Genomic DNA, 13,571 nt, shown 5'->3' with positions numbered 1-13,571 from the left:
GCGTGGGTTGGTGTTGCGGTTACTTGGTGCCGAAAATGCGGTCCCCAGCGTCGCCCAGGCCGGGGACGATGTAGCCGTGGTCGTTGAGCCGCTCATCAATGGCTGCCAGGGTGATGGGCACGTCCGGGTGGGCTGCGCGCACGGTGCGCACGCCCTCGGGCGCAGCCAGCAGGTTCACCAGTTTCAATGTGGTGGCTCCGGCGCGCTTGAGATGGGTGAGTGCAGCAGCCGCCGAGTTGCCGGTGGCGAGCATCGGGTCGACCACGATCACCAGGCGCTCGGCCATGTCTTCGGGCACCTTGAAGTAATACTCCACCGGCTCCAGCGTGGCCGGGTCGCGGTACAGGCCGATGTGGCCGACACGCGCGTTGGGCAGCAGATCGATCATGCCGTCGAGCATGCCGTTGCCCGCGCGCAGGATGGACACCAGACACAGCTTCTTGCCGGCGAGGATGGGCATGCGGCAGTCCGCCACCGGGGTGCTCACGTCCACCAGTTCCGTGGGCAGGTCGCGCGTGGCCTCGTAAGCCAGCATGGCTGCAATTTCGCGCACCAGGCGGCGGAAGTTGTCGGTGGTCGTGTCCTTGCTGCGGGCCAGGGTGAGCTTGTGCTGCACCAGCGGGTGCGTGACGACGTGGACCAGGGGATCGTTCATGTTGTTCTCCGTTTTGTGTCGCGATGCAATGCAGACATCCAATTGTGCCCGCGACTGCGCAGCGCCCCTGTGGCATCCGGCTTTGCATGCAGCCTGCGGTTACATCGCGTGCCCGTCGCAGACCTAGTCTTGATGCAGCGCAACAGAGGCTGGCGCGTGTCGGCCGTTCGAGGAGGATTTCAACATGTTCAGCATGAGCACCCGTCGCCTGCGCACCCTGACCTTCGCCCTTGTTGGCATCTTGCTAGGCACGCTCGGTGCCGAGGCCACGGCTGCCGTTCCCGCTCCCAACGACCCTGAAGTGCTGCGCGGGGCCTATCTTGCCCGTGCCGGTGACTGCATTGCCTGCCACACGGCGCCGGGCGGCAAGCCCTTTGCCGGCGGGCTGCCGATGAATCTGCCCATGGGCATCGGCAAGGTGTACTCGCCCAACATCACCCCGGACAAGACCGACGGCATCGGCAACTGGACCTTTGCGCAATTCGACGCCGCGCTGCGCCACGGCAAATCGCCCCGGCTGGGTGACCTCTACCCGGCCATGCCCTACCCGTCGTACGCGCGCATCACCCCGCAGGACATGCGCGCGCTCTATGCCTACTTCATGCACGGCGTGCAGCCGGTGGCGCAGGCCAACAGACCGGAAGACATCCCCTGGCCGCTGAACATGCGCTGGCCGCTGGCAATCTGGGACTGGATGTTCGCCCGCGACGGCGTGTACCGCCCCGACCCGAAGCAGACCGCGCAGTGGAACCGCGGCGCATATCTGGTGGAGGGCCTGGGCCACTGCGGCGCCTGCCACACGCCGCGCGGCCCCTTCCTGCAGGAAAAGACGCTGGCACCCGGCGGCCCGGACGGCAGTCTGTATCTATCAGGAGCGCGCATCGACAACTGGTATGCGGCCAACCTGCGCGGCGACCTGCAGGATGGCCTGGGCCGCTGGACACCGGCGGAACTGGTGCAATTGCTCAAGACCGGCCGGACACCGACCTTCACCATCGTCGGCAGCATGACCGACGTGGTGCATGACAGCACCCAACACCTGAACGACGACGATCTGCACGCGATCGCGGTGTTCCTCAAGTCGCTGCCGCCCGTTCGGCCGAACTCGGCGATCAACAGGCCGACCCCGCCGGTGATGACCGCCGCTGCCCAGGCCGGCGCGCCGCTGTACGCCGCGCATTGCGCCATGTGCCATCAGGCGCAGGGGCAGGGCCTGCCCAATGTGTTTCCGGCGCTGGCGCTCAACCCCACGGTCAACACCCCCGACCCGCTCAACACCATCCGCATGATGCTGCACGGCGGACATACCGTCGAGACCCGGGGCAACCCCAGCCCCATGGCCATGCCCGACCTGGGCGCCACGCTCAACGACACCCAGGTGGCGGAAATCGCCAGCTATGTGCGCAGCAGCTGGGGCAACGACGCGCCCAATGTCAGCGCCAGCGAAGTGGCCAGGATCCGCAAAAGCACCCTGCACCACTGAGACGAAAAATCGCGCCTTCCAACCCGGCATCGCCGGGTTTTTCCGGTTTCAGATACGTCTCGTTTCTGCCCAACACACTTCCTCACCGCTTCGGGCAAAGTCCCGGAAGAGAATGAAACATGACATTCATCGGCGCGCGATGCACGCGTCGCTCATTCTCTGGAGACTCTCATGTCCGCACCTTCACCCAAAACCTTCCTTCGTCGCGTGGCCGCTGGCCTGGCCCTGAGTGCCACAGCCGTGGCAGCGCATGCCGCCGCAGCGCCTGCGGACATCAAGATCGGCACGCTCTACGCCAGCAGCGGCCCGTTCGCCGTGGCCTCGCAGGGCCAGTACGAGGGTCTGCAGTTCTGGGCTGCCGCCATCAACAAGGAAGGCGGCGTGTTCGTCAAGGCGTTCAACAAAAAAATCCCGGTGAAGATCGTCGCGTATGACGACCAGAGCTCCACCTCCACCGCGACCACGCTTTACAACCAGCTCATCACCCAGGACAAGGTGGACGTGCTGGTGGCCGACTTCGGCTCGGTGCTCACTTCGGTGGCCGTGCCGCTGGCAGCCGAGCACCACATGCTGCTGATCGATCCCACCGGCTCGGGCGCCAACTTCTTCACCAAGCCCACCGACTATCTGGCCGACGTGAGCATTCCGTCGAGCACGGTGTGGCCGATCCCGCTGGCCAACTACATCATCCAGCAGAAGATCAAGCGCGTGGCCATCCTGTATGGCGCCAACGACTTTGACGCGTCGCAGGCCACCACCCTCAAGGAGGTGCTGGCCAAGGCGGGTATCAAGCCGGTCTACGACCACGGCGTGCCCACCACCGAGTCCAACTACACCGTGTTGCTGCACACCATTGCCGCCACCCACCCGGACGCGGTGCTGGAATTCGGCTACGCCCCCAATGACATCGCCTTCCTGCGCGGGCTGTCGCAAAGCGGTCTGCACTTCCCCATGACCTTCACCATCTTCCCCGGTCAGTTGCTGGGGCTGATCACCAAGAACGTCGGAGCCAAGGCGCTGAACTACACCTACACCTACCCCACCCCGCCGCTGGTGAAGTACGAGAAGGTGACTTACGGCATGAACACTGCCGACTTCGTCAAGGCCTTCCAGGCGGCGAACAAGAAGGAACCCAACTTCCTCGACTGCGCCGGCTACAACACCGGGCTGATCGTGCAGCACATGCTCGACATGTCGCCGCAGTTCACGCAGAAGGACTTTCATCAGGCCATCATGGACATGTCGGGCAAGACCACCACGCTGCTGGGCGCGTTTGACGTAAACGCCAACGGCGCGCAGCTCGGCCAGCCTTTCCCGGTGGCGCAGATCGTGCCTGAGGGCGCGGGCAGCAAGATGGTGGTGGTCTATCCGCAGGACAAGGCCACCGGCAAGGCCGTGTATCCGGCGCCGCAGCAATAAACGGCAGGCGAGCGGCAGGGCCGCCCCGGTCTGGCCCCAACCCTCGGGAAGGAAAAGGCAGGGGCGCCGAAACGCCGCAGCACAGCTCAGGGAGGGCGCGTGGAACTGCTTGAATACGCCATCATCGGCGGCATTCTGTATGGCATCTTTTTCAGCCTGGTGGGCATCGGTCTGAATCTGATTTTCGGGGTCATGCGCATCATCAATCTGGCGCATGGCCAGTTCATCGTGCTGGGCGCGTATGCGGCCTGGCTGGTGTCGCGGCACTACGGCTTCAATCCGCTGTGGGGCGTGCCGGTGAGCATCGTGGCCGCAGCAGTCATCGGCTTTCCGCTCTATTACGCCGTGGTGCCCCGGCTGCAGCGCAGCGGCGACCCGGAGATGCTGTCCTTCATCCTGTTCTTCGGCATCGGTCAGATGCTCGAAGCGCTGACCGTGCTGGGTTTCGGCGCCGACCAGCGCTCGCTGCCCAGCGAGGCGCTGGGCGCGGGCAATATCGGTGTGCTCGGTCAGGAATTTCCAGACAGCTGGTGGTGGGCTGCGGCCTTCAGCATGGTTGCCATCTTGGCGCTGTGGCTGTATTTCACCCGCACCAAGCTGGGCTACGCCACCCGCGCCATCATGGCCAGCCGCGATGAGGCGCTGGCCACAGGCATCAGCGTGAACAAGGTGTCTGCGCTGGCCTTCGTGGCCGGGCTGGCGCTGGCCGGGATCGCCGGGGTGTTTCTGCCGTATCTGCTCGGCTCGGTCTCGCCGGATTTGGGCGACGGGCTGACCACCACGTCATTTGCGATTGTCATCATCGGCTCGCTGGGCAACCCGCTGGGCACGGTGATCGGCGGTCTGGTGTTCGGCCTGGGCACCATGCTGATGCAGACCTATTACTCCTCCTGGTCCAACCTCGTGCCCTATGTGCTGCTGCTGGTGATTGTGCTCATCCGCCCCACAGGCCTGCTCGGAAAGGCGGTGCGCAGTGTCTGATCGCTCCTGGCTCAAACGCTGGCGCTCCGGCCTGATCGTGCTGGTGCTGCTGGCCGCGCTGTTCCTGTTCCTGCCGCATGTGTATGGCAACGAGTCGCTGCTGTTCACGCTGATGACCTTCATCGTGCTCGCGCAGGGGCTCAATCTGCTGTACGGATTTACCGGCTACCTGCCCTTCGGCTATGTGGGCTTCTTCGGCTGCGGCGCCTACGCCACCTCGCTGCTGGTGCTGCACACCAGCCTGCCGGTGCTGCTGTGCGTGCTGGGCGGCGGGCTGGCGGCCGTGGTGATGGGGCTGATTCTCGGGCCGCTGCTGCGGTTGTCGGGCGCCTACTTTTCCATCGCCAGTCTGGCGGCCTCGCAGATTCTGTATTACGTGGTGTCCAACACCAATCTGGCCGACATCACGGGCGGGCCGTATGGCCTGAAGATCGAGCAGGTCTACGCACCGGCGGCGAGCTACCACACCATGCTCGCGGTGTTGCTGCTGGCCACCGCGCTGGCCGCCTACTTTCGCGTATCCAATTTCGGCATGGGCCTGCGGGCGATGAAGCAAGACCCGGTGAGCGCGGCGATGGCCGGTATCGACATCGTGCGGGCGCGACTGATCACCTGGCTGATCTCGGCCGGCGTGGCCGGACTGGCCGGCGGGGTGTATGCGTGGAATCTGTCGGTGTTCTACCCCGAGGCGGTGTTCACCTTGCAGATCTCGGTATTCGCCATCGTGTTTGCACTGTTCGGTGGCGTGGGCACGGTGATTGGCCCGCTGATCGGCGCCGGGGTGCTCTACAGCCTGTATTCGGCCATTGGCATTTCCACGCCGCAATACTTTCAGTTGATCTACGGTCTGCTCATCGTGCTGCTGGTGCTGTTCATGCCCGGCGGCGTGCTGTCGCTGTTCACCCGCAGGGGGCTGCGTGTCTTCTGAATTCCTTCTTCAACTGCAGGGCGTGAACAAGCGCTTTGGCGGTCATGTGGTGCTCAACGACGTGAGCTTTGGCGTGGCGCCCGGCGAGATTGTCGGACTGGTCGGGCCAAACGGCTCGGGCAAGACCACCACCATCAATGTGATCTCCGGGCTGTATCGCACAGACAGCGGACACATCACGTTCAACGGCCAGCCTGTGCACCACGTCCCGATGCACAAGCTGGTGCATCTGGGCATCAACCGCACCTTCCAGGTGCCCAAGACCTTCCGCGACATGACGGTGCGCGAAAACATCGAGGTCGCGGCGCACTTCGGCCAGCCCGGACATGCGGTGGACGTGCGCGGCATCCTGCGCGAGATCGATCTGGAGACGCAGGCGGACAAGCAGGCGGGTTCACTCACGGTCAACCAGCAAAAGCTGCTCGACCTGGGTCGCGCCCTGGCCACCGGGCCGAAGCTGCTGCTGGTCGATGAAATCGGCGCCGGGCTCAACCCGGCCGAGCTCGGCGCCATCGCCGATCTGCTGCGCAGGCTGGCCCAGCGCGGCATTGCGCTGATCGTGGTGGAACATCTGATGGCGTTTCTGGGCAGCATCACCTCGCGCGTCATCGTGCTGGGCGCCGGTCGCATGTTGTTCGAAGGTTCGCTCGACGCGGCCTCGCGCCATCCGGAGGTGGTTGCCGCGTTTTTCGGAGGCGAAGCATGAGCGCGGCAACCGCATCCCCACTGCTGAGCGTGCGCAATGTGCAGACCGGCTATGGCGCGCTGCAGGTGCTCTGGGGCGTGGATCTGGACGTGATGCCGGGCGAGACCGTGCTGCTGCTCGGTGCCAACAGCGCGGGCAAGTCCACCCTGCTGCGCACCTTGATCGGCCTGCTGCCGTGCTGGCGCGGCGAGATCGCCTTCGCCGCAGAGCGCATCGACCGACTGCCGCCCGACCAGCGCATCCGCCGTGGCATGGCCTACATGTCCGAGCTGGGGGTGTTTCCCACCCTGTCGATCGACGAGAACATCGCCCTGGGCGGCTATTTCCTGAGCGACGCGCAGGTGCGCGAGCGCAAGGAGCAGTTGTTCGCGCTGTTCCCCGATCTGGCCGCCAAGCGCCGCGACGCGGCGGGCACGCTGTCGGGCGGACAGCGCAAGATGCTGGGCATCGCCAAGGTGCTGATCTCCGAGCCCCGGCTGCTGCTGATGGACGAGCCGTCCTCGGGCCTGGCACCGGTCTTCGTGAAACAGGTCATCGACGTGCTCAAGACCAGCATCGGCACAGGCACCGCGCTGCTCATCGCCGAGCAGAACGTGGCCTTTCTCGATCTGGCTGACCGCGGCTATCTGATCGACCACGGCAAGGTCAGACTCTCCGGAACCCGCGCAGAGCTGCAGGCCAGCGACGCAGTGCGCGAGACCTACTTCGGCCTCTGACCCGCGTGGGGCAAGCAGGCCGCATGCCTGCCTGCGGTGATTACACTGCCCCCTTTTTTCTCGATGAAGCAACGGGTTCACTCGCTTGACTGGCTGCGGGGCATGATGGCTGTGTCCATCATGCTCTATCACATGAGCGGGCAGACAGACACCGTCACCCTGCTGGGCAAGCTGGGCGTCTACGGCGTTTGCGTCTTTTTCATCCTGTCCGGCCTGAGCATGGCCATTGCCTACGACGCCGTACTGCACGGTTTCAGGGACGCTGCCGAGTTTGTGGTGCGCCGACTGTTTCGCATCTGGCCCCTATTATGGCTGGCACTTGCCCTGGTCGTGATTCCGGCTCATTTTCAAGGCCTGCATTACAGCGTCGCCCCTGCAAAATTCGTTTTCCGTTCCCCAACCGGACGGAACGCCACCCCATGAGACAGCCGCGTCGGGATTGGGGCGGCGAGCCCACAGTCTCAGGCCAGTGCCCAAGCGGGGCAGCGGGCGGGCGGTGAGGCGCCCATCGCCCGCGCACCCCCCAGCGCCTGGCGCAGCAGGCGCAAAAAAACCGGGCCCAGGCCCAGACGGACGATGGCGCGCAGCAGCCATTTGATGTTGTAGCCCGCCGCGCAGCTCAGGGCGTGCAGCGCATCGCCCAGCGCCCCCTTGAGCCAGCAGCGATCCAGGCGGTGATCGGCCTTCAAGTGTCCGATGGCCGGCTCTACCGCCGAGCGGCGGCGCAGCCAGGTGCGCTGCTGTGCAGTCAGGCGCTTGAACTTGCCGCGGTGCAGGATGTGCCGGCCCGGGTTGTCGGCATCCACCCCGCGAAAGCCCAGATCGACGACGACATGTTGGATGGTCACGGCCCAGTCCTGCATCAGAATGGTGGCCTGTTCCAGTGCCGCATGCAGGATGTGGCCGTCATAGGGATTGCCGGGGAAGGTGCGCGCCCCCAGCATCAGCCCCTGCTGGTGCGAGACCACCACGGCCGTCTTCACCCCAAACTCGTAGGGCTTGCGCGCCTTGCCCTTGCCGATGCACTCCACCTCCGGGGCATGCAGGGCGTAGAGTTTGTTCTTGTCTTTGGGTTGCTGCGTGCGCACGGCTTCAGCCCGGGCCATCCACTCCTGGAGCGCAGCCAGCGCTTTGGGGGAAGACGGGACAAAGTCCGCCGCCTGAAGCGTGCGCTGCACCGCGCGCAGCACAATCCCCAGGATCGTGCGCTGGCGTTTGATCACGCGCTGCAGACGCCGCAATTGCTTGGCGTGGGCATAGCCTGCCGCCTTGAAGCGCAAGGCCTTGCCTTCCTTGGCGTAGGTCTGCTTGAGGGGGATGCCTGCTTGTTTGGCGCTGCGCACCACCTTGTGGCGGGCGATCTCCAGCAGGCGGCTGTCGGTGGGGTGGGCGATGGCCTTCTCCTGCACGGTGGTGTCGACGATCACCCGCTGCAGCTCCTGGGGCTGCACGGCGCGGGTGGCCACAGCCGTGTCGATGGTGGCCTTGAGGAGTTCTTCCAGGCCGTCTTCCCCCAAGGCGCGGCGAAACCTCCCGACCTGGGTCGCGTCGCACGGCAGGCGGTGTTCAAAGTACGCCTGGCCCGAGAAGAACTGCCACAGCACGTTCTCGCTCCAGCGCACGACCAGTTCCTCATCGCTGACGTTGAAGGTGTGCTTCAGATACAGCAGGCTGATCATCAGCCGCAGGGGCAGCCGTGGACGACCCGCAGCACTGGCGCCTGCACCCACAAGTGCCTGATTGGGGCCGAACAGGTCCATGCCTTCGACCACGGTGCCTGCGCGCACTTGGCGCGCAAACTTCTCGGCAATGGCCGCCTCCAGTTGCGCCCAGGGCAGTCGTGTGGCCAGCACCGCCAGCGGGTCGCCCAGGTTGATCATCGCGTCGATGCGGCTGCGGAAAAAGTCGGGCGTTGCCATCCAGAAATCCCTCAGAAAATCGCCTCCACCATAACGTTTCTCAAGGGATTCGGTGCACCGAAAAACACAACAAAGTGTGCATTCATGCGGGGTGCAGGGGTTTTGCAGGGGGGACTACAGCGGCTGGCAGATTGCGCTCAACCTGACCACCCTGTTTGGATTCATTTCCCCCACGCATTACATCAATATGGGTGCCTGGTCGATTGGAAATGAAATGGTGTATTACGCACTGACCCCAGGCCTGATTGCCGCATACCACTGGCGCAAAGCCATGGGCAATCTGCTCACCCTGATTTCTGCCCTGATTGGGCTCTATTTTGCGTTCAAGGTCATCGATCCCGCTGTGCATCTGCGATATCAATGGGCGCAATACATCAACCCGCTCAATAATCTGTATTTCTACTGCGCGGGTATCGCCATGTATTATAATTTTCGCAGTATCGAAGTTCCGGCGCCATGGCGGTCGCCATTGTTTACGCTGATTGTGCTCGCCTTCGTTTTATTTCCAACCTCGGGCGATCAAATCGGAATTGTTTCCGGCCCCCTCCGCGTCGCTTTTTCCTGCATGGCCATCGCGCTGGTTTTCGCATTTTATCAATGCGCTCCGGCATTACCCAAATTCCTGGACAACAAGCTCGAATGGCTCGGGCTGATTTCCTACGGCATTTACCTCCTGCATCCCATCGCCCTGATCTGGACCAAGGCCGCGCTGCACTGGTTGGGAATCGTCAATCCAGCCGTGATTCACACCGCGACCATCGTCATCACCCTTGCCGCCGCCCATCTGGTCTATCAAATCCTGGAGCGCCCGATGATGCGGCTGGGAAAAATCCTGATCAAGCCCGGCTGTCAAGCAACACGTCCGGACGGAATATCGCAAACGCTCGATTAGGGCAACACTGAATAAGTCCTTGTGATGATGCGCACCGGGCTGCGGGATGGGATGCAAGGCGCACACCACAGCCATAGCCGTCGCTATGGCGAGGATGTGCAACGTCGCAGACCGCCCGCAGGCCGGATGCGCAGCGCGCAAGGGACTTGTTCAGTGTTGCCTTAGCAGGCCGTTGAAAAAGTGCTCACCGAACTTGCGAAGTTCGTGGATTTCGAAGAAACGAGTGGCCCGGATCCGCATGCGAGGTGATTTCGAGGGCCATTTCGGCCTGTTTGCAGGCCTTTTTTCCCCTTTCGGGCGCACGTATCCCACGGCTCACGCATGATGCGCGTCCCACCAACCGCCGATTGCCCCAAGGCGCACCAGGTTGTAGGTGGCAAAGCACAGCAGCGCTTGGCCCGTGAGCTTGGCCTGGCCGATGAGCTTGGTCTTGGCCAGACCACCCACCGTCTTGATCCATCCGAACGCCTCCTCGATGCGCTTGCGCACTTTGAGGCTGGTCTTGTAGCCCTCGTGCCGTTTGGTGCGCGCATCAATGGCAGAGAGCTTGTCCTTGGCCGCCACGTGCGGCGTGACCTTGAGCGTTCTGCAGCCTTTGATGAAGTCCTTGGTGTCGTACCCCTTGTCGGCTGCGACCGTGGCGCGTTTGTGCTTGTTGCCTCGGCGACCCAGCATGGCCAGCGCCGCCTCGCGCTCTGCGGTGCCGCTGGCATGGGTGATCTCGACATCCACGATCAGGCCGTTGCGGTTCTCCATGAGGATGTGCCCCATGTGGCACAGACGGGACTTGTCCCCTGGGGCTTTCTTGTAAAGCCGGGCATCGGCGTCGGTGGTGCTGGCGTGGGTGTCGTTGCAGCGCTCCTGCCCTTTGAAGTCCACCTCGGGGTTGCGCCCGGGCGGGCTGGCGCTGTCATCGTCCTTGCGCTTGAAGCTCTTGTGAGAGGCCCAGGCTTCAATGAGCGTGCCGTCCACGCTGAAGTGTTCGTCGCTGGCGAGCTTGCCCCATTGGGCGCTGAGCTTGACGCGTTCGAAGAAAGCGCGGGCCAGGTCCTGGTTGAACAGGCGTTCGCGGTTGGCGCTGAAGGTGGAGTGGTCCCAGACCTTGTCCTCGATGTTCAGGCCCACGAACCAGCGGTACAGTAGGTTGTAGTTGACCGCCTCGACCAACAGGCGCTCGCTGCGGATGGAGAACAGGATCTGCAGCAGCAGGGCCTTGAGCAGCATCTCCGGCGGCACCGAGGGGCGACCACGGCGGGCGTAGACCGATTCGAACTCGCGGTTCATCGTTGCCAGCAACGCATCAACCACCGCGCGCAACTTGCGCAGTGGGTGGGCCTGCGGCACGCGCTCTTCAAGGCTGATGTAGCTGAACATCGCCACCTGGAAATCTGGGTTGCCTCTCATCGTCTTCGTCTGCGTCGTTCTCGGGTGGCTTCAGCTCGTAGTGGCCGACGCGAGCGTCCGCAGGGGATTTTTCAACGGCCTGTTAGGGCCTGTTCATGCTATTGGTGCACCCGCGCCGAGGGTCTGGACGGATGCAATGCAAGGCGTCCCTTGCTCGGAATCTGCACGTCGGCCTCCATCCCACAGCGCCAAAAATCCCCGTTCTGCGGAACTAGTTGTCTTTTTCGACTGGGAGAACGGCCCTTGCACCTTGGCGCCTCGGGTCGACGCATTTACATTGTTTTTCAATGATGCTCCGTGTTCAGCGTCCCATGCCGCCCAGCAACGCCACCACCACACCGCCCGAGACGATTGCCGCCGCCCGCAGCAACCTGCTGCTGGACACGCTGCCGGTCTCGGCGGTGACCAACGCGATGGTGGCGCTCATCGCCGTGGCCCTGCTGAGCAGCAGCCTGGCCAGCACGGGCCTGTGGATCTGGGCAGCAGTGATGCTGGGTCTGCAGGGCATGCGCCTGCTGCTCTGGCTGGCCTGGCGGCGCTCACCCAGCAGTGCCACAGACGCCGAAACGAACCAACGACACCGCAGGCTGCGGCTGCTGCGCGGCACCGCCTGGGCCACGGGCGCAAGCTGGGGAGCGATACCCGTGGCGCTGTTTCCTGCCGATCGGCTGGCGCAGAGCATGGTGGCGTTCATTCTGGCCGGAATCAGCGGCGCGGCAGTGGCAGGCCTGGCCTTCGATGCCTGGACCTCCGGGGTGTTCATCGTCTCGCTCATCCTTCCCCTGGCCGCGCGGCTGTTTTTCACCGACACGCCCATGACCACCGCGATGGCGGCCATGGTCTGCATCTATCTGCTCTACCTCGCGGTGGCAATCCGCCGGGGTCAGAGCCAGTTTCTGCAACTGCTCGACTGGCGCACGCGCGCCGAGGCCAGCAGTGCGCGTGCACAACGGCAGGCTCGGCTCCATGCGGTGCTGGCGCAGTCCAATCAACTCGGCGCGACCGCAACGCACGCCGAATCGTTCTACACGGCCGTCTGCGCGGCGGCAGTCGACAGCGGCGCGTTGCTGCGCGCCACCGTTCTGCTGTCCACCAGCGTCGAGCCACCGAAAGACGCAGCCGCACACCCCATGGCTGAAGCCGCCTGGCGCGAGGGCCAGCTCCAGTTCATCCCCCGCGACGGCGTGACCGCTGCGTGCATTCCCCTGCGTGTTCAGGGCCGGATCGAGGCGCTGCTCTGCGTGGAAGCCGCCACTTTGCCCGGTGAAGAGGCCAGCTTGCGCGAATGGCTGCAAAGCCTCGGCGCCAGCCTGGAGCGCGGGCTGCAGGCCATCGCCCAGCGGGCGCACATCGAGCGTCTCCAGAAGCTCTACAGCGCGCTGATCCGTGTTGGCGAAGTGGTGCTGCAGGCCCGCAGCGCCGACGAGATGGTCGTGCACACCTGCAACACCCTCGCCGAGGACACGCAATTTCACGCCGCGTGGCTGGCGCAGCCCGACCCGGACGGCGCGTTTCACATCCTGGCCCGCGCCGGAGAGGGCGCGGTGCAGCTCGATCACTTTCGCGTGCGTCTGAACGACACCAACCGTGCGCCACTGGTGCTGCGCGTGTGGGATACGCAGACCCTGCAGGTCTGCAACGATCTGCTGCACGACCCGCACATGCTGCCCTGGCGCCAGACGCTGGCGCACTATCGCTGGCATGCCGCGCTGGCTGCACCGGTGCTGCGCGGCGGGGCGCTGTGGGGCGTGCTGGTGTTCACCTCGCCGCAGGCGGGCGCCTTCGATGACCAGACCATCGGCCTGTGCGAACAAGTGGCCGCGCTGCTGGGCTACGGGCTGGACGAGCTCGACGTGAAGGAGCGGCTGAGCCAGTTGCAGCGCATCGAGGCGCACCGCGCACGGCACGACACCCTGACCGGCCTGCCCAACCGCTACGCGCTGGAGCAATACCTGCCCGCCGTGATCGAGCGCGCCCGGCGGCAGGGCAATGCCTTCGCGCTGGGCATGATCGACCTCGACGGCTTCAAGCGCATCAACGACACCTGGGGCCACAGCGCCGGTGACCGCGTGCTGCGCGAGCTCACCCGCCGCCTGCAGGCGGTGCGGCGCCAGGGCGACTATCTGGCGCGGCTGGGTGGCGATGAGTTCATCGTGGTGATGGAAGACCTGAACCCGCTGGAAGTGCACGGGCAGTTCGCCCACAGCGTGGAGCGCCTGCACCAGGCCGTGGCCGCGCCGTTCGACATCGCGCCCAATGTGCAACTGCCGATGGACATGAGCATCGGCATCGCCAGCTATCCCATCGACGCGCGCGATGCCGATATGCTGATGCGCCTGGCGGACAAGGCGATGTATGCGAGCAAGGCCGCCAAGTCCGCCGCTGTGATGCGCTGAACCGCGCCGTACTCACCTCCCCCACTCGTGGGGGAGGCCGGGAGGGGGATACCCTGCCGCCGCCCCACCCCA

At 64.5% G+C, this 13,571-nt stretch carries 12 protein-coding genes; 9 read left to right on the top strand and 3 right to left on the bottom strand.

What is annotated here, in order from left to right; all coding sequences use genetic code 11:
• Positions 1-19: 19 nt before the first annotated feature.
• Positions 20-655, bottom strand: coding sequence for a uracil phosphoribosyltransferase (upp, locus tag AC1ZQA_RS05485; RefSeq protein WP_482678810.1), 636 nt, complete (start codon positions 653-655; stop codon positions 20-22).
• A 193-nt stretch (positions 656-848) separates the two neighbouring features.
• On the opposite strand from upp, the gene AC1ZQA_RS05480 reads away from it, so the two are divergent.
• The 7 genes from AC1ZQA_RS05480 (at position 849) to AC1ZQA_RS05450 (ending at position 7,311) form a co-directional block, all read left to right on the top strand.
• Positions 849-2,138, top strand: a complete 1,290-nt coding sequence (locus AC1ZQA_RS05480; RefSeq protein WP_482679277.1) for a c-type cytochrome — start codon at positions 849-851, stop codon at positions 2,136-2,138.
• A 171-nt stretch (positions 2,139-2,309) separates the two neighbouring features.
• Positions 2,310-3,557: an amino acid ABC transporter substrate-binding protein gene (locus AC1ZQA_RS05475; protein WP_482678809.1), complete on the top strand. Its 1,248-nt coding sequence runs from the start codon at positions 2,310-2,312 to the stop codon at positions 3,555-3,557.
• Between the two features lie 99 nt (positions 3,558-3,656).
• Positions 3,657-4,538, top strand: coding sequence for a branched-chain amino acid ABC transporter permease (locus AC1ZQA_RS05470; RefSeq protein ID WP_482678808.1), 882 nt, complete (start codon positions 3,657-3,659; stop codon positions 4,536-4,538).
• Complete coding sequence (locus tag AC1ZQA_RS05465) at positions 4,531-5,466, top strand: branched-chain amino acid ABC transporter permease (RefSeq protein WP_482678807.1); 936 nt, start codon at positions 4,531-4,533, stop codon at positions 5,464-5,466. Before AC1ZQA_RS05470 ends, AC1ZQA_RS05465 begins: the two co-directional genes overlap by 8 nt.
• Positions 5,456-6,172: an ABC transporter ATP-binding protein gene (locus tag AC1ZQA_RS05460; protein ID WP_482678806.1), complete on the top strand. Its 717-nt coding sequence runs from the start codon at positions 5,456-5,458 to the stop codon at positions 6,170-6,172. The genes AC1ZQA_RS05465 and AC1ZQA_RS05460 overlap by 11 nt, the downstream gene beginning before the upstream one ends.
• Positions 6,169-6,888 carry an ABC transporter ATP-binding protein gene (locus AC1ZQA_RS05455; RefSeq protein ID WP_482678805.1) on the top strand — a complete coding sequence of 240 codons (720 nt, stop codon included), beginning with the start codon at positions 6,169-6,171 and terminating at the stop codon, positions 6,886-6,888. The genes AC1ZQA_RS05460 and AC1ZQA_RS05455 overlap by 4 nt, the downstream gene beginning before the upstream one ends.
• A gap of 63 nt (positions 6,889-6,951) precedes the next feature.
• On the top strand, positions 6,952-7,311 hold the full coding sequence (locus AC1ZQA_RS05450) for an acyltransferase family protein (protein WP_482678804.1): 360 nt from the start codon (positions 6,952-6,954) through the stop codon (positions 7,309-7,311).
• Between the two features lie 38 nt (positions 7,312-7,349).
• On the opposite strand, the gene AC1ZQA_RS05445 is transcribed toward AC1ZQA_RS05450, so the two are convergent.
• A complete protein-coding gene (locus tag AC1ZQA_RS05445) occupies positions 7,350-8,807 on the bottom strand; it encodes an IS5 family transposase (RefSeq protein ID WP_482677112.1) in 1,458 nt (485 codons plus the stop codon).
• Positions 8,808-8,859: 52 nt separating this feature from the next.
• Between AC1ZQA_RS05445 and AC1ZQA_RS05440 the strand changes: the two genes are divergently transcribed.
• Positions 8,860-9,699 (top strand): acyltransferase family protein, encoded by an 840-nt coding sequence (locus tag AC1ZQA_RS05440; protein ID WP_482678803.1) that lies wholly within the window; start codon positions 8,860-8,862, stop codon positions 9,697-9,699.
• 315 nt (positions 9,700-10,014) lie between these two features.
• Here AC1ZQA_RS05440 and AC1ZQA_RS05435 read toward each other — a convergent pair whose 3' ends face one another.
• Positions 10,015-11,103 carry an IS5 family transposase gene (locus AC1ZQA_RS05435; protein ID WP_482678802.1) on the bottom strand — a complete coding sequence of 363 codons (1,089 nt, stop codon included), beginning with the start codon at positions 11,101-11,103 and terminating at the stop codon, positions 10,015-10,017.
• A 311-nt stretch (positions 11,104-11,414) separates the two neighbouring features.
• Between AC1ZQA_RS05435 and AC1ZQA_RS05430 the strand changes: the two genes are divergently transcribed.
• A complete protein-coding gene (locus AC1ZQA_RS05430; RefSeq protein ID WP_482678801.1) occupies positions 11,415-13,499 on the top strand; it encodes a diguanylate cyclase domain-containing protein in 2,085 nt (694 codons plus the stop codon).
• Positions 13,500-13,571: the final 72 nt, after the last annotated feature.

This window comes from Thiomonas sp. DCM-2 (genome assembly GCF_056820905.1).
Note: the sequence above shows the minus strand (reverse complement) of the source record. Positions and strands in the feature narration are given on the sequence as shown.